Below are 19,921 nucleotides of genomic sequence, written 5' to 3'. Positions count from 1 at the left end.
CTCCTTTTTTTAAGATGAGCAACTCACCATTACATCAGGCACATCACTTGGCAGTGGCGCAAGATCGGCAGGGCGTTCACGTTCAGGCTGATGGGTAAATGGCTGCGCCAATAAGTCAAATAAACGCTCCACTTCGCTAAAGTCATCACGCTGTGCGGCTTCAATCGCTGTCTGTGCCATGTGATTGCGTAAAATATAACGCGGGTTGACCAAACGCATGGCTGCATCAAGCTGTTGAGTGTCTTGGTTTTCACGAATTGTATGATACTGCTGTAGGAAATTCTCGACCTGACGGGTATTGAGGCAGTCATCTTGAATCGCGCGATATTGTTTGTCTTGTAAAAGCAAAAAGCTTTGCGTGTAATCCAGTTGCTCGCTTTGCATGATTTTTAAAAATGCCATGCCGCAGTCAAAGCTGTCTTTATGAAAATCGGGCAGTCCCATTTTTGCAGCCAACCCTTGCTGATAAAACGCCAGAAATTTCGGTTCAAACTGTTCTAAGGCTTTGACCAAGTCCTGCTTAAACTGTTCACGATCTTCAGCTTTGGCAAGTGGCACAAGATTATTGATCCAGACCCATAAATTCCAGTGTCCAATGCTTGGCTGATTTTGATAACTATAGCGTCCCTGATGATCAGAATGGTTATTGATCCAGTTGGGGCGAAAGCGCTCCATAAAACCGTAAGGGCCAAAATCTAGCGTTGAACCTGTAATGTTTAAATTATCGGTATTCATCACGCCATGAGCAAAACCCACCAGTTGCCATTGCGCAATCATTTTAGCTGTACGCTCAATCACCTGATCCACAAAAGCAAGAATGGGCTGTTCCGCAGTCAGACATTCAGGGAAATACCATTCGATAGCTTTTTGAGTGAATTCATTCAACAGTTCAGGTGCGTACTGATTAATCCATTCAAAATGCCCAAAGCGAATATGACAATCTGCTGTACGCAGGAGCATTGCGCCTTGTTCAAGTTGTTCGCGCTGCACGGCATGTTGAGATGTGGTAAATCCAATCGCATTGCTTGACGCAATCCCTAAAGCATTCAGTGCGTGTCCTGCCAAGTATTCACGAATCACGGAACGTAACACTGCGCGACCATCACCCATACGTGAATAAGGCGTTTTACCAGCCCCTTTTAAGTGTAGGTCAATGGTTTTACCTTGCTGATCTAGAACTTGTCCAATCAGCAAACCACGGCCATCACCGAGTTGTCCTGCCCATTGACCAAACTGATGCCCCGCATAAACCATCGCCAGTGGTGGAAACTCAGCAAAGGTTTTTTGTCCACTACAAATGGCCACCCAATCCTGCTGTTCTTCTATAGTCCATTGCAATTCATTGGCTAAGGCAGCATTGAAGTGTCCCGCACGGGCGCCTTGCAATGGTTTAGGGGCTTGCTGATGATAAAGCTTGGCATTTAAAGAAGGGTACAATGGATTAAAAATCATAGTCGGCAGGTTTTGCAAATGTTCAGAAAGACTATAACAAAACTTCGCTTTGGAATGACAAAATAAAAAAGAGATGCACTGGCATCTCTTTTTTAAATCGCGATATAAGATTAAGTTGAAATCTTACGCAGGCTTTTCACTAATACTTCCAAACGGTCACGATGGTGCTGTAAACGCTGTTCGATCAATTGAAAATCCAGTTTTAATTTGTGATCAAATTTCTGAAATTTTTCAGTGACCGCTGCTTTTTTATGTTGTAACTCAAGCTCTTTGAGTTTTGCCATATCATTCAGCGTGTGGGTAAATGCTTCGTATTCCTGTGCAATATGTTGTTTCATATTACGCATGTCTTCATTAATGTCATGTCCATAGACCGCGAGGTCTTGTTCGGCATATTTAAATTTCATTGCCAACTCTGCTTTTTTAATATTAAAGCTTGGAATACGGCGCAGATTTTTTGCCAAACCGACTTTTGAACACGACCAGATCAGCCATTTGGTTGGGTCATATTGCCACCATTTCACACCATTACGGTAGTCATACTGAAAGATATGGTGGTAGTTATGATAACCTTCGCCCCAAGTTGCAATCGCTAACCAGAAGTTGTCACGTGCGGTATTTTCGTCGGTATATGGACGTTTACCAAACATGTGGCACAGAGAGTTAATAAAGAAAGTTACGTGGTGACTCAGGATCAGGCGGAGCAAACCACCTAATAAAACCACGCCCCACAAATCGTCTACTGCCCAACCAATTGTACCCAAGATCACCACATGTACGGCAATCACCAAAGGCACATAGTACTTGTCTTGGAACATTACGACTTTATCATTGAGCAAATCAGGCGCATTTTTATAGTTTGCTGTAGCCGCAGGATAATCACGAATCATCCAGCCTAAGTGGGCATACCAGAAACCTTTTTTAATCGAATACGGATCTTGTTCAATATCATCGACATGGCGATGATGAGTACGGTGTCCAGATGCCCAGTACAAAATACTGTTTTGCACAGCAAAAGTACCACCGAGCATCAGGATAATTTTTAGTGGGAGAGCCGCTTCATAGGCACGGTGTGCCCATAAACGGTGATAGCCCGCTGTAATACTTAAACTACTCAGCGCGAGTAGAAAAAATAGGCTTACCCACGCACTGACAGAAAAATCGTGGTAATAAGCATATAGCGGTATGGCAATCAGGGCAGCAATGGGAGTCCCCAACAACGTAATGGTTGCTGTCCAGTTAATCGGTGCTTTTGCTTGGGGCAGGGGAGTCATATGCAGCGACGCTCCTAAGAGTAAAATAGGGTCAACCTTCAAAAATTTAATACTGATGGCTGTTCAGAGACATCTTTATAGAATAGATGCTTTAGCAATATTATACACTTGTATTTTAAAAGCTAAAGATAAACTTTCGATCAATATCTTCTGTCTAAATATTACTCTAAAATACCTAGCTGTTGTTGCATTGTTTTTGGAAAATCGGTGATTAACCCATCAATGCCTTGATCTAGTAAGTTTTTTGCTCTGGATACATCATTGACTGTCCAGACACTCACTGCAAATTTTGCCAGTTTTGATAATTCAATCATATCAGGCGTGGCGAGTTTATCTTTCCAGCCAATCCGCGTACAGCCATATTTTATTGCTTTTTCAATAGCTTGGGTTTTAATGTTGTCTTCTATTAGTAAGCCGCGTTGAAACTGGCTTTGGCTGCGCTGTAATGCCTGTAAGATTTTTTCATCGAAGCTGGTAATGGTCGCTGATCGTTCAAAACCTTTTAGTTGTTGTTGTAATGCCTCAGTAAGACGTTCTGCTTGAGCTTGATTGGCCACAGCTTTAATTTCAACTTCAATATGCTGAAAGTCCTGCAATAAATCGAGAACCTGTGATAGACACGGGGTTGGTTCATGATTTTCCCAGTTTTTCCACTGGGAGCGATGATCATGGTGAGCCAGATCATGTCGCTGGCTTTGGTAAACGGAACCCACTTTTCCTGACGTCCGAAAAAGATTGTCATCGTGTATGACAATAAGCGTGTCATCTGGAAGTTGGCGGACATCGAACTCGACTGCTCGAATGCCCAGTTGTTTTAAATAAGCAAAACCACCGAGAGTATTTTCAGGTGCTTCACCACGCGCACCACGATGACCAATAATTTGCATTCATTTGCCAAATCAAATAGATGATGAATTTATTTTACGCTGAAAAATACTACTTTTGTCTTTGCCAGTACATTTCTTTGCCGTGTTCTTCAAGTTGCAAGCTGCGAGATGCCACAAATAACCAGTCAGACAGGCGATTCAGTAACAGAAGTGACGTTTTTTGAATATTTTGATCGCGCTTTTGCAGGCTAATCAGGCTACGTTCAGCACGGCGACATACAGCGCGTGCCTGATGTGCATAACTGCATGATAATGAGCCTGCTGGCAAAATAAACTCTTTGAGCATTGGCAGATATTTATTCATGGCTTCAATATCTGTTTCCAAAAATAGCAAGGCAGATTCTTGAACCATCGTAAAGTTAGGAATACAGACTTCGCCACCCAGATCAAATAACCAGTGTTGGATCAAGCTTAAGCTTTTATCCCAGCGCTGTTTTTCATCTGCCTGAATATTGCTGTTGACAACTTGCGCACGTAATACACCGATGACGCTATTGAGTTCATCGATGTCTCCGAGTGTTTGGATACGTAAGTCATCTTTTTCAACACGTGTTCCATCTCCAAGCCCTGTGGTGCCATCATCACCAGTGCGGGTTGAAATTTTACTTAAACGGTGACCCATAAGTAGTTCCTTTTAATGATAAAAAAGGATAATGCCTTTACAAACATTATCCATAAAAATGCGCTGATTAAATACTTTTTTTAAAGTTTAGTAGTGTAGAGTGACTCCAATACTCGCTAGACGGCCACCATTTACATAATAGTTTCCATAGCCATAGTATGCGGTTTTGTATTTAACATCGCCGATATTCTCTATATTTGTGAAAAGCTTTAAGTATGGAAGTACATTCCAGTAGGCATTGAAATTAACAGTTGTATAACCTGGATCATTATTTAAAGTTGTTGAAGGCCAATCAGCAAAGTCTTTTGAATGTGATTTTGCAACAAGTGACGTGCTTAGACCATAAATCTGATTTTCTAGACCAACCGTTACAGTAAAGCTTTGACGTGGACGACGATTTAGATCTGTATTTGTTTGTTTATTGGTTGCTTTAACATAGCTATAAGAGGTTTTTGCAAATAGCTCGTTTTGTTTCCAATTTAAGTAAACTTCACCACCTTCATAGGTCGCTTTATTAATATTGGTTAGAATATTATTGCTTCCTGTGGCAATCAAATGATCTACATCAGTATGATACAGTGAGAGGCCTGTAGATAAGCCATGATTTAGCGTTTGATCTAAACCAATTTCATAAGACGTACTTTCTTCAGGTTTTAAATTAGGATTGCCTTGATAAGCATATAACTCATTTAGAGTTGGTGATTTAAAGGCTGTTCCCGCATTTGCATATATGCTTGTCATTGGTAAAATTTGGTAGCGAATTGCTGCTTGACCAACAGTATGCGAACCATATTTTTGGTTGTCTTCTAAACGAGCACCTACTTGGGTACTTAAGCCATTATTATTATATTGATGTTGAATATAGTAACCAGCTGAATCTATGCTTTCTTTATACGGTAAACCATAAGAGAGAACATCTCCATCAAGATTACGATAGGTTGATCCAATTAATAGATTTTGACTTGGAGTAAATTGCCATTTTCCATAAAGCTCTGCTTCTTGAGTTTTACTATGAACAAAATCAAAAGCACCTAGATAGTTAGGATCATTTTGATCTAGGTCATCGTTGAATTGAGATAGACGAGCATTTAAAGACAGAGTATCGAGTACATTAAAATGACCTTTAATATTGATCATCTGATTTTTAAAGTCTTCAGAAATTAGAGAACCATCACCATTCCCTGTGTCATATGCACTTGTTCCCTTATTTTGAGAAAAGTCAACAGAAGCACCAAATCTCTCTTTTTCTACACCAATTTTGGTGCTAAAGCCTTTTTGATCATAGCCCGCAGATTTAATTCCATTCCCTGATAGGTCAGTAACTTTTGTGCCATCTGTTTCAAGGCTTTGCCCTCGAACTTGTGCATAGAAACCATTTGAAGCTAAGTCACCACCAATAATGGTTTTGTAAGTATTATTTTCACCATATTCTGTAGTAAGAAATGCTGAGTTTTTTTGAGGGATTTTAGAGATAAGTTGGACAACACCAGCAATAGCATCAGAACCATACAATACTGAAGCAGGGCCTTTAAGGATTTCTACTTTTTCAATATCTGAAGTATCTAAAAAGGCAAGGCTCGCTGTGCCTGATGATGCTGAGTTTAAGCGAACACCATCTTTTAAAACTAACGTATGATCGGATTCAGCGCCGCGTAAAAATATAGAAGACTGCTGACCATAGCCACCGCTTTGCACCATATTAATAGAAGCATCTTGCTGCAATAAATATGGTAAGCCTGCTATCGGTGTTTGTTCAATCGTCTTGCTGTCAATCACATCAATTCGGGCAGGAACATTCTTGATGGACTCTGCGGTACGAGATGCCGTTACAACAATTGTATCTAAAGGTGGGACATCTTGTTGGTCGTTGTTTGCGGTTTGGTTATCTGCTGCATGAGCTGCTGCGAAAAAACTTGTTGCAAGTGCAATCGCACCGGCTAACGCAGTGGGCTTAAAAAGAAACATGGTTGCTCCATACATTCACTCCCCGTGAATGATTCATCGAAGTAAACAACAAGCAGGTCTTCGGACTTTCAATATAGGTTACAGATATAACCAGCATATTCGTCTTCCCATTTTAAAAAACAGTGACGTGAGTGAATGACTCAAACAATATGCGTTTCATTGTTACCGCTGCGGGGGCAGTGTTGGGTTTTCACCAACTTCCCTAAAACTTGTTGCTATAAATTGCGCCAAAGTATACGGGCTTTACATGAGTGAAACAATCAACAGACACAGATTGTGTTGAAAGCTGAAATTGTCTCTAGATTTTAGGGGCTGTTTTCCGTTTTAATCGGCAGTATGCTTTTTATTAAACCAGATGATCTATGCGAACCAGAGCAAAAATTTGTGGAATTACCCGAGTAGAGGATATTCACAGTGTGGTACAGGCAGGTGCAGATGCGATAGGCCTAGTGTTTTATTCACCCAGCCCTCGTTCCGTCACTGTAGAGCAAGCCCAGCAATTGCTCACACATATTCCGCCTTATGTACAAACGGTCGGGTTATTTGTAAACGCCAGTCCTGAAGAAATCTTGGCTGTGCTGCAAAATGTTGCACTCGATGTTTTACAGTTACATGGCGATGAAAGCCCTGAAATGTGTCAGCAAATTGCACAACTGACCAAACGCCGTTGGTATAAAGCGATTCAGGTGAAACCTGATTTAAATCTAATTAACGAAATTCAACGCTACCAACACGCGGGCGCAAGTGCTATCTTACTTGATGCTTGGCACCCTGACTTAAAGGGTGGGACAGGTTTACAATTTGATTGGTCGCAATTCCCTAAACTCGATATTCCACTGATTCTGGCTGGGGGCTTGAACCCTGACAATATTGCCGAGGCAATCACACTGACACAACCTTTCGCGGTTGATGTGAGTGGTGGTGTAGAAGCCAAAAAAGGGATTAAAGATCAACGATTAATCAAAAAATTTATGCAAGGAGTCCATTGTGGATCAGCAAAACGAAGTGATTGACTATACACAATATCCAGATGCTAAAGGACACTTTGGCATTCATGGCGGACGATTCGTGTCAGAAACATTGATGGCTGCATTACAAGATTTAGAAAATCTGTATAACAGAATGAAAAATGACCCACAGTTTTTGGCAGAATTTGACCGTGATTTGGCTTATTACGTTGGCCGCCCAAGTCCACTTTATCATGCTGAACGATGGTCTAAACATTTAGGTGGTGCGCAAATTTACCTAAAACGTGAAGATCTTAACCATACAGGCTCTCACAAAGTAAACAATACAATTGGTCAGGCATTGCTGGCTAAACTCTCAGGTAAAAAACGCATTATTGCTGAAACAGGTGCGGGTCAGCACGGCGTAGCAACTGCAACTATTGCAGCACGTTTGGGGCTGGAATGCGTAGTTTACATGGGTGCTGAAGACGTAAAACGTCAAGCCATGAACGTATATCGTATGCGTTTACTGGGTGCAAAAGTGGTTCCTGTTGAAAGTGGTTCAAAAACACTCAAAGATGCACTAAATGAAGCGATGCGTGACTGGGTGAGTAATGTTGATACCACTTATTATGTGATTGGTACAGTTGCAGGGCCACATCCGTATCCGCAATTGGTACGTGATTTTCAGTCGATCATTGGACGCGAAGCACGTCAGCAAATTTTAGCGCAAGCAGGGCGTTTACCTGATGCACTTGTTGCCTGTGTTGGCGGTGGTTCAAATGCTATGGGCTTGTTCTATCCATTCCTGAACGACTACGATGTCAAAATGTATGGTGTTGAAGCTGCAGGTCATGGTATTGAGACAGGTAAACACTCAGCACCTTTAAATGCTGGGCATGTTGGCGTATTGCATGGTAACCGTACTTACCTGATGAGTGATGCTCAAGGTCAGATTATTGAAACCCATAGTATTTCTGCGGGGCTTGATTATCCTGGTGTTGGGCCAGAGCACAGCTTCTTAAAAGATATGAAGCGTGTACAGTATGTCCCAATCAACGATGAAGAGGCTTTACAAGGTTTCCGTGACTTGACTCAGATTGAAGGGATTATTCCTGCGCTTGAAAGTTCACATGCTATGGCTTATGTCACTAAACTGGCACCAACTATGTCGAAAGATCAGATTATTATCGCGACCGTGTCAGGCCGTGGTGATAAAGATTTGCTGACAGTTGCACGTATAGATGGTATTCCGCTTGTTGAACTGTAAAACAATATTTTAACCAAAAGAAAGGCGGGCTGATTACAGCCCGCCTTTTGTTTTTGAGACATTTTTACAAAAAAGCAGAATACTGATGATGAATAGGCTGAATAAAATTTAAGCGTGTGCAAACATTTTGCCATGTGAGTAAAGCTTAGACATTTATTTAATCCATTGTTTTATATATTTTTATTAATTATAAATTCCGTGTGAAGTCAAAAAAGCAATTCAGAATATGCCTAAAAATTAGGAAGGTTTGATCATTGAGAAAAACTATCAAATATTGATTAATGTAGCTTGCGGATTGTTTCATAAATGTTGAATCAAATCAGGCAGCTTTTGGCGCTGTGCAATGTATAAAAAATAGCGTTACAATGCGGTGTCATGTAAACACAGCACACACTATTTTTCATGCAAGGAAAGTAAAATCTATGTCTCGTCTAGCCACACGTTTTGAACAGCTTCAATCTAAACAACAAAAAGCTTTGGTTTCTTATGTTATGGCGGGCGACCCTCATCCAGAGGTTACAGTACCATTATTGCATCGTATGGTTGATGCAGGTGTCGATGTGATCGAATTGGGCTTGCCTTTTTCTGATCCAATGGCAGATGGCCCTGTAATTGCACTTGCTGCAGAGCGAGCGCTTGCGGGTGGAACAAATACCCTAGATGCTTTGGCTATGGTCAAAGAATTTCGCCAAAAAGATCAAGAAACACCAGTAGTTTTGATGGGCTATTTAAACCCTATAGAAGTTATTGGTTATGAGAATTTTGTTGAAAAAGCCCATGAAAGTGGTGTCGATGGTATTTTGTTGGTGGACTTGCCGCCAGAAGAATCTGAGCAGTTTAATCAGGTGTTAAGCCAATACAACATGAATCAGATTTTCCTGTTAGCACCAACGTCAACTGATGAACGTATTCAACATGTCATAAAACAAGCCAGTGGTTTTATTTATTATGTGTCACTGAAAGGTGTAACAGGCGCAGCAACTTTAGATACGTCTGAAGCAGCAAAACGTATCGAAAAAATTAAAGCACAAACCAGCATTCCTGTTGGGGTTGGTTTTGGGATTAACGATGCACAATCTGCAAAAGCCATGGCTGCAGTTGCTGATGCCGTGATTGTCGGTAGTGCTCTCGTTAAGCCTTTTGCAACGTTGCCACCGGAACAAGCCGCAGAACAAACGGTTAATAAAGTCAAGGAGCTTCGAGCTGCGCTCGATGAGTGAATATGAATCAAGAAGTTAAACCAAGTAAAGTTCTGAACCCATCGACACCTTGGACTGATCGCCCAGTTCCTGGAATCCATGTGCCAGATGCTCAAGAAACATTAAAGGCAAGTTTTACTGAACCGACAGTTGAATGTCCAGAGTGCCATTCACTGATCACACTAACAGCAATGAGCTTTAATGCTTATGTTTGCCCACAGTGTGATGAACATTTACGTATGCGCGCACGCGAGCGTTTAACGTGGTTCTTCGACCAAGTCGATCATGAACTCGGTCAGGAATTTATTGCCAAAGATCCATTGAACTTCGTAGATAGCAAGCCATATTCTGCTCGTATGCAAGAAGCGCAAAAGAAAACTGGCGAGTCTGAAGCATTGGTGGTTTTACAAGGTACTTTAAAAGGCGTAGCAATGACAGCTTGTGCTTTTGAATTCGACTTTATGGGCGGTTCAATGGGTACAGTGGTCGGTGATCGTTTTGTACAGGCAGCTGAAAGTGCGATTGCGAAAAAACAACCGTTCATCTGTTTTGCTGCTTCAGGCGGTGCACGTATGCAAGAAGGCATGTTGTCTTTGATGCAAATGGCGCGTACTTCTGCTGCAATTGAAAAAGTGAAAGCAGCAGGCTTGCCTTATATCGTGGTGCTTACTCACCCTGTATATGGTGGTGTGACTGCATCATTGGCAATGTTGGGTGATGTTCATATTGCTGAACCGAAAGCCATGATTGGTTTTGCAGGTAAACGAGTTATTGAGCAAACTGTACGTGAAAAACTCGAAGAACCGTTCCAACGTGCTGAATACTTGCTTGATCATGGTGTAGTCGATCAAATTGTTCATCGTCATGCATTACGTGATACTGTATATCGAATCGTAAGTAAGCTGATGAATATCTAAATTGAACACAATAGCACCACAAGCTACGGATAGTCTTTACACATGGCTCAACTATTGGGGTCATGTGCATGTAACAGGAATTGATTTGGGCTTAGAGCGCGTCATTCCTGTTGCGCAAAAATTAAATGTGACTCAAACTTCTGCCAAAGTCATTACTGTTGCAGGAACCAATGGTAAAGGTTCAACCACGACCACCACCGCTGCTATTTTACAGCAGGCAGGTTATAAGGTAGCACTTTACCAGTCTCCACATATCTACCGCTTTAATGAACGCGTCAAAATTTCAGGCCTGGAAGCAACCGATCAAGAGTTAGTAGATGCCTTTGTACAAGTCGATCAAGCCCGCCGAGAGTGTGGTTTAAGCCTATCATTTTTTGAAGCCACAACGCTTGCAGCATTTCTGATTTTTCAGCAAAAACAATGTGATGTCTGGGTGCTGGAAATCGGGCTGGGTGGGCGTTTAGACGTTGTCAATGTTATTGAACCTGATGTTGCCGTGATTACCAATATTGGTTTGGATCATGTCGATTGGCTCGGTGATACCATTGAAAAAATTGCCTTTGAAAAAGCTGGTATTATTCGTCCAAACATTCCTGTGATTTTTGCGGGACAACAACAGCTTCCACAAGCGATTCAGAATAAAGTACAGGAATGTCAGGCGCAGTTGCATGTGCTCAATCGCGACTATTTTTATCAGGAAGATGATTCAGAAACATGGTTATTTGCGACACCTGCATCGACTTTACGATTACCTAAAGGGCATTTGGCACTCGATAATATTTCAACCGCGGTTGCTGCTGTTTTGGTGAGTGGTTTGGCAATTTCTGATCAGGCAATTCGTGCAGGAATTCAAGCCGCAAAGATTGCTGGGCGTTTTGAAGTTCGTCAAATTCAAAATAAAACGGTGATTTTTGATGCAGGGCATAACCCGCATGGTGTTGAATTTTTGTTAAAGCAATTGCAGAAATTTATGCAATACAATAAACAGTATTCTGAAGTTGTTACCGTTTTTTCAATGCTTGCCGATAAAGATATAGATTCTGTCGTTGAATTACTCAGCCCTGTGGTGTCTAAATGGCATATTGCGGAGTTGACTGTACCTCGTGCGGCAAAACTTGAGAAAATCCAACAAGCTTTACACAACACAGCGACACAACATTTTGCAAATGTGAAAGAGGCTTTTCAATCTGCTCTGGATCATGTAGAAGATCAACAACTGATTTTAGTTTGTGGTTCGTTTCATACCTTAGAAGCGGTTTGGGAGTACATTGAATAATGTCAATGAATAACAAACAACGTTGGATGGGAGGCGTTGTTTTATTGGGAGGTGGTGTGTTACTTGCCGCACTGCTGGTCAAAGGCACACAAGAATTAAAGCATAAGCAAGCTACTCCCTCAGCTCAGATGACAACAGCCCAGCAACAAAAAACAATGCAAAAAGCTGGCAATATGCAGGCTTTGCAGCCATTAACTGTGGATGTTGAAACCGAAAAACGCTTGCTTGAAGAACAGAAGCGCTCACGTGAGCGCGCAGTAGCCGAACAAGAAGCGCGTACTCAGCAATATCTACAGCAACAACAACAGGCTGAGGCGGACGCTGCACGTAAAGCAGCTGAAGAATATGCCGAAATTAATAAACGCCGCACAGGGCAGGGTGATTCTGACAATATTCCACCTGAGGTTAAGCCTGACAGCAAAAATAAGACCGCAGATCAACAACATCAGGTAGATTCTACTGCAAAAAAGAAGTTCGCTGATGATGAAGCAGCCAAGCATCAAGCAGCTGTAGATGCTAAGAAAAAAGCAGATGCAGAAGCGAAAAGACAGGCTGATTTGGAGGCGAAAAAGCAGGCTGAACGAGAAGCTAGGAAAAAAGCAGAAGCAGATGAGCAAAAGAAAGCAGATGAAGAAGCTCATCGTCGTGCAGTAGCCAAGAAGAAAGCTGAATTAGAAGCACAGAAAAAAGCGGATGCAGAAGAAAAGCGTCAAGCAGATGCAGAAGAAAAGCGTAAAGCTGAGGCTGCAGAAGCAAAACATAAAAAGGCACTAGAAGCCAAACATAAAGCTGCTTTAGATGCGAAGAAAAAAGCAGATGATGATCAAGATACGGAGATTAAGAAAAAAGACAAAAAAGCTGATGCTGACAAAGCACGAGACTTGCTCGAAGGCAAGAAAAAGTGGATGGTACAGGTATCACTTGCAGCAAACCAAGCCAATGCAGATGCTACGGTTTCCAAGTTACGCGCTAAAGGTTATAAAGTGGTGACTAGTCCAACCTCGAAAGGTATTCGGGTGATGGTAGGGCCTGCGAAAGATCGTGAAACTGCAGATACAGCACGTCGAAAAATCCAGGCCGACAGTAGCTTAGGCATGAAATCAGCGTGGATTATTGACTGGGTACCACTCGATCAGCGTTAATTTTATTGGGTTGGATGCGCCAGTTGCTGACGCATCCAGTCAATATTTTTAGTTTTAAATAACCCATCAATATTCATCCAGATAGGATGAAAGCCATAACCTCCATGTTTCATCTCGTTGATTGCATCATCACTTGACCAGTTCTCGAGTAAAATTCGTGACATGGCAACCATCGTACCTGTACGGTCTGAGCCATGATAACAATGAATCAATACCCTCTTATGCTGTGCCTTTGCTGCCTGTAAAATCTGCATGACTTTGACAATATCTTGTCGTTCAATATCCCAGGTATTGATCGGAATATGGGATAACTGAACTGGAACATGTTGTAATAATTGACGGTCTTCATTATGAATCCGCAGATTAATGACAATATCAATCTGTTGCTGTTGCAAGTAGGGCAGTAATTCGGATGAAGGTTGTTCACTCCGATATAACCATGAGTTAACACGATAAAAATTGTAGTGTTTATCGACAGCAACTCCCCAATTTGTAGGGCGCTGAGTATCGGGTAAAGCGCTGCTTTGCATACAGCCTTGTAAAAACACACCAGTGGTTATGGCGATGATAAACCAGCGATAAGATCGAACCTGCATGATCATGAACATTCGTCGTAGAATTTCTTTAAATTAATAAAAATTTCGGCATGTTGCAGCAGATTTTGTGTAAAAAAAGCCTATTAAAAAATAGGCTCGGAGAAATTTACATACAGTTTTTTTATAAGAATTTAGTCCAGATTGGGTTGTGGCGTTAAACGTAAATAGGGTTTTACGGCAGTATAGCCTTTAGGGAAACGCTGTTTTAACTCATCTTCGTCTTTTAAGCTCGGTACAATCACCACATCATCTCCTTGTTGCCAGTTGGCAGGGGTGGCGACTTTATAGTGGTCGGTTAATTGTAGCGAATCGATGACACGCAAAATTTCGTTGAAATTACGCCCTGTCGATGCAGGATAAGTAATGATTAAACGGACTTTTTTATTTGGGTCAATAATTACTAGAGAACGAACCGTCGTGGTTTCACTGGCATTTGGATGCAAGAAACCATATAGCTCAGAAACTTTACGATCTTTATCTGCCAAAATTGGAAAGTTAACAGTTGTCGCTTGAGTTTCGTTAATGTCCTTAATCCAGCCCTGATGTGACTCAACATCATCGACAGACAAGGCAATCGCTTTGACATCACGTTTTGCAAACTCATCGTGTAGTTTCGCAGTATAACCAAGCTCGGTGGTACATACAGGTGTATAGTCCGCAGGGTGTGAAAATAAAATCCCCCAATGCTCACCTAAATATTCATATAAATCGATTGGCCCTTCGCTGGATTGTTGTTGAAAATTCGGGGCAGTGTCGCCAAGACGTAAACTCATGTGAAACCTCAAAACTTTTTATGGGTTGATGGGTTTCACTATGAACCAGTTCTTTTGCATAGAAAATACAGCTTTCTTATGTTGATATGAATAAAAAAGATAAATAAGAAGTTTTTAGATTAAATTTTCTAGGGGCGATTGGTGTGATTTAAAGTGGATACGTTGAAAAAAAATGCGGCTTTTTACGTAAAAAACTTGTACTTCAAAAATCTAACTCCATAATAACGTCTTATTAGAAATTCATTTTTCATTTTTGACTAGCAAAATTTAGAGAGCTTATCCATGTTGGCAGGTCTGATCGGAGGTATCTTCGGTACAAAAAATGAGCGCGAACTGAAACGCATGCGTAAAATTGTCGAGAAAATTAATGCGCTCGAACCGACGATAGCCGCTCTTAGCGATGCAGAGTTGTCTGCAAAAACTCAAGAATTTAAAGATCGTTATCAAACTGGGGTAAGTTTAGACGACTTGTTGCCTGAAGCATTTGCGGTCTGCCGTGAAGCTGGTAAACGCATTATGGGGATGCGTCACTATGATGTGCAGCTCATCGGTGGTATTACCTTGCATGAAGGTAAGATTGCCGAAATGCGTACAGGTGAAGGTAAAACCCTGATGGCGACCTTGGCGTGTTATTTAAATGCCTTAACAGGTCAGGGTGTGCATGTCATTACCGTGAATGATTACTTGGCACAGCGTGACGCAGAGTTAAACCGCCCATTGTTTGAGTTCTTGGGTTTGACGGTTGGCACAATTTACTCAATGCAAGCGCCAGATGAAAAAGCACTTGCCTACAAAGCAGACATTACCTACGGAACCAACAACGAATTTGGTTTTGACTATTTGCGTGACAACATGGTTTTTTCTCTAGCTGAGAAAAAACAGCGTGGTTTGGTTTATACCATCATCGATGAAGTCGACTCTATCTTGATCGATGAAGCGCGTACACCGCTGATCATTTCAGGTCAAAGTGAAGATTCATCACAACTTTACGCTGCAATTAATGCGATTGCGCCAAAACTGCATCCACAAAAAGAAGAAAAAGTGGCTGATGGCGGGCATTTCTGGATCGATGAAAAACAACGTTCAGTTGAAATGACCGAAGTCGGTTATGAAGCTGTAGAGCGTGAACTGATCCAGATGGGGCTATTGCAAGAAGGCGAGAGTCTGTATTCTGCGGCTAATTTGAATTTGGTTCACCACGTATCTGCGGCAATTCGTGCTCATTTCTTGTTTCAACGCGACGTACACTACATTATTCACAATGGTGAAGTGGTCATTGTCGATGAGCATACAGGTCGTACCATGCCTGGTCGTCGCTGGTCTGAAGGCTTGCATCAAGCCGTAGAAGCCAAAGAAGGTCTGGAAATTCAGCCAGAAAACCAGACTTTGGCAACCACAACATTCCAGAACTATTTCCGTTTATACAAGAAACTTTCTGGTATGACGGGGACTGCCGATACAGAAGCGGCAGAAATGAAAGAAATTTATGGTTTGGATGTGGTTCTGATTCCAACGCATCGTCCAATGATTCGTCAAGACCATAATGACCTGATTTACCTCAATCGTAATGGCAAATACAGCGCGATTGTAGCTGAGATCAAACGCATTCAGGAAACCCGAGCGCCGATTCTGGTGGGTACTGCAACGATTGAAGCCAGCGAAATTCTGTCACAAAAATTGACAGCAGCAGGCATTAAGCATGAAGTGCTGAATGCAAAACAGCACGAACGTGAAGCGGATATTATTGCCCAAGCAGGTAGCCCAGATTCAGTGACTATTGCCACTAACATGGCGGGTCGTGGTACTGACATTTTGCTTGGTGGTAACTGGAAAGCTAAGCTTGCAAAAATTGAAAACCCGACTGCAGAAGATGAAGCACGTCTAAAAGCCGAATGGCAACGTGATCACGAGATTGTCCTGAATGCAGGTGGTTTGCATATTATCGGTTCAGAGCGGCATGAATCTCGTCGTATCGATAACCAGTTACGTGGTCGTGCAGGGCGTCAGGGTGACCCAGGTGTTTCACGTTTCTATTTGTCTTTAGAAGATGATTTGATGCGTATTTTTGCGGGTGATCGTGTGGTTGGCATGATGCGTGCGATGGGCTTAAAAGAAGATGAAGCTATTGAACATAAAATGGTCAGTCGCTCTATTGAAAATGCACAGCGTAAGGTTGAAGCCCGTAACTTTGACATCCGTAAGAACTTGCTGAAATACGATGATGTTAACAACGAGCAGCGTAAAATCATTTACTCACAACGTGATGCAGTCTTGGCAGAAAATACCCTGCAAGAGTATGTTGAAGAAATGCATCATGATGTGATGCAGGGCTTGATAGCCAACTTTGTTCCACCTGAATCCATTCACGATCAGTGGGATATTGAAGGCTTGGAAAAAGCTCTCAGCACGGATCTAGGCATTGAGTTGCCAATTCAACAATGGCTGGATGAAGAACGCCGCCTCGATGAAGAAGGCTTGGTTGAGCGTATTGCTGATGAAGTGGTTGCACGTTATCGTGCGCGTCGTGAGCAGATGGGAGCAGATTCGGCAGCGATGCTTGAGCGTCATTTTGTCTTAAATGCACTCGATCGCCACTGGAAAGATCACTTGGCTGCAATGGACTATTTGCGTCAGGGGATTCATTTGCGTGGCTATGCGCAGAAAAATCCTGAGCAGGAATACAAAAAAGAAGCCTTCAACCTGTTTGTGAATATGTTAGGTGCGATCAAATCTGACGTTGTGACAGACTTGTCATTGGTACATGTTCCAACACCTGAAGAGCTTGCAGAAATGGAAGCGCGCCAGCAACAGCAGGCAGATTCGATGCGTTTGTCATTTGAACATGACAATGTTGATGGTCTGACAGGTGCAACATTGATGGACGGTAGTGAGGAAGATACAGAGTCTGAATTTAGCTTGGCTAAAGATGCAGTGATTCCGCCAGCCAGCCGTAATGCGCCATGTCCATGTGGTTCAGGTCTAAAATATAAGCAATGTCACGGTAAAATCTAAGCCTGACAGTAGTTTTACAAAAGCAGAACAAGATGTTCTGCTTTTTTATTGCAAGGTCATAGGCTCAGTCACCAAATTCCAGTACACTTTTAGGCAAAATTCACTGTGTAAAACCTTAAAGTATTGGTGTGACCATGAAAAAAATTAAACAGGCAATATGGCTGTCTCTATGTCTTGCTCCAAGCTTAAGCTTTGCTGCAGATACACAATCGGTTATTACAACTGCACAAACTATTGTGCAAGGTAATACGACTATGGTGATTAGCCCGCGTACTGGAATCCGTTATGCATTGGGTGATACACAAGGACGCCTGATTCAAATTCAGACAACAGCGATTGCACCTGCAAACACCGCAACAGTAAAGCGCATAGTGGCAACAAATCCAGCATTATCTGTAGAAAGCCAGCAAAAAGCGGAGCAGTCCTTGCTCAGTATGGAACAATCCAAATAGTCGATTTGTTAAACCCTATGAAAAAACCAGCCATATTGGCTGGTTTTTTCATAGGGTTTGTTTTGTAGAGGCTCGATTTTTACTGACATATCTAATAAGCTAGAGCTTTATTTAACTTCTAAAAATGGATTATTAAAATGGCTGTTGGTGACGTTACAATGCCACTTATGCATGTGGTAAAAGGTGTAAAAATTGGCTCTACAGAAGCGCATGTACGTTACCCAAACCGACGCGATCTAGTGATTTTCGAGTTTGCTGAAGGCTCACACGTTGCGGGCGTGTTTACCCAAAATGCTTTTTGTGCAGCACCAGTGCGCATTTCAAAAACTCATTTACTAGAAAAAAATGCCCGTTATTTAGTCATTAATACAGGCAATGCCAATGCGGGTACAGGCACATTGGGTCTACAGAATGCTCAAAAAATCTGTGAAGCATTGGCTGGTATAGCTGGTGTAGTAACACAAGAAATCTTGCCTTTTTCAACAGGTGTAATTGGTGAGCAATTACCTGTCGATAGAATTATTGCTGGCTTAAAACCTGCATTTGACAGTTTGCAAGCCGATGCTTGGAGTGATGCTGCAAAGGGTATCATGACAACAGATACCACACCAAAAGGTGCATCTGAACAGTTTGAGCTAGATGGTGTTACTTACACCATGACAGGTATCAGTAAAGGTGCGGGTATGATTCGCCCAAATATGGCAACCATGCTGTCTTTTGTAGCAACAGATGCACCTATTGCACGTGATCTTGTACAAAAACTTTTAAAAGATGCTGCAAATCAATCGTTTAACCGAATTACCATCGATGGCGATACCTCAACCAATGACTCTTGCATCTTTGCGGCGACAGGTCAGGCAGGTGGTCAGGAAATCCAGTCCGCAGATGATGCTCGTTATGTAATCGTTGCAGAAGTTTTGACTCGTGTCATGAAGCGCTTGGCTCAACTCATCGTGCGTGATGGTGAGGGTGCAACTAAATTTATTACCGTAACAGTTGAAGGTGGTCAAAACACCGATGAGTGCTGTGAAGTTGCCTATAGCATTGCACATTCACCATTGGTTAAAACTGCGATTTTTGCATCAGATCCAAACTGGGGGCGTATCTTGTGTGCAATTGGCTATGCCAAAATTCAGGATTTGGATGTGGAAAAAGTTCAGGTCTGGTTGGATGAAGTTCAACTTTGCAAAGATGGTGGTGCAGCTGCAGACTATACCGAAGAAGCCGGTGCACGTGTGATGCAACAATCTGAAATGACCATTCGTGTGGACTTGGGGCGTGGTACAGCAAAAGATACCGTCTATACCTGTGACCTCTCGTATGATTACGTGAAAATCAATGCCGATTACCGTTCATAATTTACGATTTTGATTTTTTACAAGCCTCATCTTCTGATGGGGTTTTTTAATTTAATACAGTAGATGCTTGAAAATAAGAGAAAAATGTCTAAAAAAAACACAAAAATGATAAAAATGCTGAATAAATAAGCTTTTGAGTAAAGAAAAGCATGTTTTTTTGATTTAAGGTATTGACCAAAACAGGACTCACGCCTAGAATGCACACCGTACCGCACGATGTGCGATACAGCGAAAGCTGAGATGAATCGGAGCATAGCACAGCCTGGTAGTGCACCTGGTTTGGGACCAGGGGGTCGTAGGTTCGAATCCTACTGCTCCGACCAATTCCTCAAGGCAGTCATCGCATGATGTTTTATCATCGATTAAGCGCCTGTAGCTCAGTTGGATAGAGCATCCGCCTTCTAAGCGGATGGTCACAGGTTCGAATCCTGTCAGGCGCGCCATTTTTGGTAGTCTGGTAAATAGAACCAAAATGCTGTGGTGGATGTAGCTCAGTTGGTAGAGCCCCGGATTGTGATTCCGGTTGTCGTGGGTTCGAGCCCCATCATTCACCCCAATTTCGGAGCATAGCACAGCCTGGTAGTGCACCTGGTTTGGGACCAGGGGGTCGTAGGTTCGAATCCTACTGCTCCGACCAATTATTAAAGAATCCGCTTAAATGCGGTTTTTTTATGTCTAAAATTTCTTGCATTTCTGATTTTATATATTATTCGCTATTCGCTATTCGCTATTCGCTATTCGCTATTCGCTATTCGCTATTCGCTATTCGCTATTCGCTA

General features: G+C 42.1%; 16 protein-coding genes, 4 tRNA genes and 1 riboswitch. Of the genes, 13 read left to right on the top strand and 7 right to left on the bottom strand.

Annotated elements, in window-relative coordinates:
* Positions 1-9: 9 nt before the first annotated feature.
* From P255_RS14460 to P255_RS14440, 5 genes are all read right to left on the bottom strand, one after another.
* Positions 10-1,452: a protein adenylyltransferase SelO gene (locus tag P255_RS14460; RefSeq protein ID WP_004902100.1), complete on the bottom strand. Its 1,443-nt coding sequence runs from the start codon at positions 1,450-1,452 to the stop codon at positions 10-12.
* A gap of 110 nt (positions 1,453-1,562) precedes the next feature.
* The gene (locus P255_RS14455) at positions 1,563-2,726 is read right to left on the bottom strand and encodes an acyl-CoA desaturase (protein ID WP_004902098.1); all 1,164 of its coding nucleotides are present in this window, start codon (positions 2,724-2,726) and stop codon (positions 1,563-1,565) included.
* 161 nt (positions 2,727-2,887) lie between these two features.
* The gene (locus P255_RS14450) at positions 2,888-3,613 is read right to left on the bottom strand and encodes a glycerophosphodiester phosphodiesterase (RefSeq protein WP_004902096.1); all 726 of its coding nucleotides are present in this window, start codon (positions 3,611-3,613) and stop codon (positions 2,888-2,890) included.
* Positions 3,614-3,662: 49 nt separating this feature from the next.
* Complete coding sequence (locus P255_RS14445) at positions 3,663-4,235, bottom strand: cob(I)yrinic acid a,c-diamide adenosyltransferase (protein ID WP_004749690.1); 573 nt, start codon at positions 4,233-4,235, stop codon at positions 3,663-3,665.
* Positions 4,236-4,322: 87 nt separating this feature from the next.
* A complete protein-coding gene (locus P255_RS14440; protein ID WP_004902094.1) occupies positions 4,323-6,200 on the bottom strand; it encodes a TonB-dependent receptor plug domain-containing protein in 1,878 nt (625 codons plus the stop codon).
* A 34-nt stretch (positions 6,201-6,234) separates the two neighbouring features.
* Positions 6,235-6,428: riboswitch (cobalamin riboswitch) on the bottom strand.
* Between the two features lie 134 nt (positions 6,429-6,562).
* Here P255_RS14440 and P255_RS14435 point away from each other — a divergent pair.
* The 6 genes from P255_RS14435 to P255_RS14410 all read left to right on the top strand — a co-directional run bounded on the left by P255_RS14435 (position 6,563) and on the right by P255_RS14410 (position 12,951).
* Positions 6,563-7,213 (top strand): phosphoribosylanthranilate isomerase, encoded by a 651-nt coding sequence (locus P255_RS14435; RefSeq protein WP_035365739.1) that lies wholly within the window; start codon positions 6,563-6,565, stop codon positions 7,211-7,213.
* Positions 7,188-8,417, top strand: a complete 1,230-nt coding sequence (trpB, locus tag P255_RS14430; RefSeq protein ID WP_004902090.1) for a tryptophan synthase subunit beta — start codon at positions 7,188-7,190, stop codon at positions 8,415-8,417. The genes P255_RS14435 and trpB overlap by 26 nt, the downstream gene beginning before the upstream one ends.
* A gap of 422 nt (positions 8,418-8,839) precedes the next feature.
* On the top strand, positions 8,840-9,637 hold the full coding sequence (trpA, locus tag P255_RS14425; protein WP_004902088.1) for a tryptophan synthase subunit alpha: 798 nt from the start codon (positions 8,840-8,842) through the stop codon (positions 9,635-9,637).
* Between the two features lie 2 nt (positions 9,638-9,639).
* Complete coding sequence (accD, locus tag P255_RS14420) at positions 9,640-10,533, top strand: acetyl-CoA carboxylase, carboxyltransferase subunit beta (protein WP_004902087.1); 894 nt, start codon at positions 9,640-9,642, stop codon at positions 10,531-10,533.
* Between the two features lies 1 nt (position 10,534).
* Positions 10,535-11,809: a bifunctional tetrahydrofolate synthase/dihydrofolate synthase gene (gene folC / locus P255_RS14415; protein ID WP_035365738.1), complete on the top strand. Its 1,275-nt coding sequence runs from the start codon at positions 10,535-10,537 to the stop codon at positions 11,807-11,809.
* Positions 11,809-12,951: an SPOR domain-containing protein gene (locus P255_RS14410; RefSeq protein WP_004902082.1), complete on the top strand. Its 1,143-nt coding sequence runs from the start codon at positions 11,809-11,811 to the stop codon at positions 12,949-12,951. Before folC ends, P255_RS14410 begins: the two co-directional genes overlap by 1 nt.
* A gap of 2 nt (positions 12,952-12,953) precedes the next feature.
* Here P255_RS14410 and P255_RS14405 read toward each other — a convergent pair whose 3' ends face one another.
* Together P255_RS14405 and P255_RS14400 are read right to left on the bottom strand one after the other, a co-directional pair.
* The gene (locus P255_RS14405) at positions 12,954-13,553 is read right to left on the bottom strand and encodes a dual specificity protein phosphatase family protein (RefSeq protein WP_004902080.1); all 600 of its coding nucleotides are present in this window, start codon (positions 13,551-13,553) and stop codon (positions 12,954-12,956) included.
* Positions 13,554-13,678: 125 nt separating this feature from the next.
* Positions 13,679-14,320 (bottom strand): peroxiredoxin, encoded by a 642-nt coding sequence (locus P255_RS14400; protein ID WP_004902078.1) that lies wholly within the window; start codon positions 14,318-14,320, stop codon positions 13,679-13,681.
* Positions 14,321-14,602: 282 nt separating this feature from the next.
* On the opposite strand from P255_RS14400, the gene secA reads away from it, so the two are divergent.
* The 7 genes from secA (at position 14,603) to P255_RS14365 (ending at position 19,779) form a co-directional block, all read left to right on the top strand.
* Complete coding sequence (gene secA / locus P255_RS14395) at positions 14,603-17,332, top strand: preprotein translocase subunit SecA (protein ID WP_004902076.1); 2,730 nt, start codon at positions 14,603-14,605, stop codon at positions 17,330-17,332.
* Positions 17,333-17,466: 134 nt separating this feature from the next.
* Positions 17,467-17,784 (top strand): hypothetical protein, encoded by a 318-nt coding sequence (locus P255_RS14390; RefSeq protein WP_004902074.1) that lies wholly within the window; start codon positions 17,467-17,469, stop codon positions 17,782-17,784.
* A gap of 137 nt (positions 17,785-17,921) precedes the next feature.
* Positions 17,922-19,142: a bifunctional glutamate N-acetyltransferase/amino-acid acetyltransferase ArgJ gene (gene argJ / locus P255_RS14385; RefSeq protein WP_004902073.1), complete on the top strand. Its 1,221-nt coding sequence runs from the start codon at positions 17,922-17,924 to the stop codon at positions 19,140-19,142.
* A 246-nt stretch (positions 19,143-19,388) separates the two neighbouring features.
* Positions 19,389-19,465: transfer RNA gene (locus P255_RS14380), tRNA-Pro, on the top strand.
* A gap of 43 nt (positions 19,466-19,508) precedes the next feature.
* Positions 19,509-19,585, top strand: a tRNA-Arg gene (locus P255_RS14375).
* Positions 19,586-19,622: 37 nt separating this feature from the next.
* Positions 19,623-19,698: transfer RNA gene (locus P255_RS14370), tRNA-His, on the top strand.
* A 4-nt stretch (positions 19,699-19,702) separates the two neighbouring features.
* Positions 19,703-19,779 (top strand) — tRNA-Pro (locus P255_RS14365).
* Positions 19,780-19,921 lie beyond the last annotated feature (142 nt).

The sequence above is a fragment of the Acinetobacter brisouii CIP 110357 genome, from assembly GCF_000488275.1.
GTDB classification, from domain to species: Bacteria; Pseudomonadota; Gammaproteobacteria; order Pseudomonadales; family Moraxellaceae; genus Acinetobacter; species Acinetobacter brisouii.
The sequence above is the reverse complement of the archived record's forward strand: the minus strand, read 5'-3'. Positions and strand labels throughout refer to the sequence as shown.

Excerpts from the sequence above, each read along its gene's own strand:
- P255_RS14460 (WP_004902100.1), bottom strand. The coding sequence starts at position 1,452 with ATGATTTTTAATCCATTGTACCCTTCTTTAAATGCCAAGCTTTATCAT.
- P255_RS14455 (WP_004902098.1), bottom strand. The coding sequence starts at position 2,726 with ATGACTCCCCTGCCCCAAGCAAAAGCACCGATTAACTGGACAGCAACC.
- P255_RS14450 (WP_004902096.1), bottom strand. The coding sequence starts at position 3,613 with ATGCAAATTATTGGTCATCGTGGTGCGCGTGGTGAAGCACCTGAAAAT.
- P255_RS14445 (WP_004749690.1), bottom strand. The coding sequence starts at position 4,235 with ATGGGTCACCGTTTAAGTAAAATTTCAACCCGCACTGGTGATGATGGC.
- P255_RS14440 (WP_004902094.1), bottom strand. The coding sequence starts at position 6,200 with ATGTTTCTTTTTAAGCCCACTGCGTTAGCCGGTGCGATTGCACTTGCA.
- P255_RS14435 (WP_035365739.1), top strand. The coding sequence starts at position 6,563 with ATGCGAACCAGAGCAAAAATTTGTGGAATTACCCGAGTAGAGGATATT.
- trpA (WP_004902088.1), top strand. The coding sequence starts at position 8,840 with ATGTCTCGTCTAGCCACACGTTTTGAACAGCTTCAATCTAAACAACAA.
- accD (WP_004902087.1), top strand. The coding sequence starts at position 9,640 with ATGAATCAAGAAGTTAAACCAAGTAAAGTTCTGAACCCATCGACACCT.
- P255_RS14410 (WP_004902082.1), top strand. The coding sequence starts at position 11,809 with ATGTCAATGAATAACAAACAACGTTGGATGGGAGGCGTTGTTTTATTG.
- P255_RS14405 (WP_004902080.1), bottom strand. The coding sequence starts at position 13,553 with ATGATCATGCAGGTTCGATCTTATCGCTGGTTTATCATCGCCATAACC.
- P255_RS14400 (WP_004902078.1), bottom strand. The coding sequence starts at position 14,320 with ATGAGTTTACGTCTTGGCGACACTGCCCCGAATTTTCAACAACAATCC.
- secA (WP_004902076.1), top strand. The coding sequence starts at position 14,603 with ATGTTGGCAGGTCTGATCGGAGGTATCTTCGGTACAAAAAATGAGCGC.
- P255_RS14390 (WP_004902074.1), top strand. The coding sequence starts at position 17,467 with ATGAAAAAAATTAAACAGGCAATATGGCTGTCTCTATGTCTTGCTCCA.
- argJ (WP_004902073.1), top strand. The coding sequence starts at position 17,922 with ATGGCTGTTGGTGACGTTACAATGCCACTTATGCATGTGGTAAAAGGT.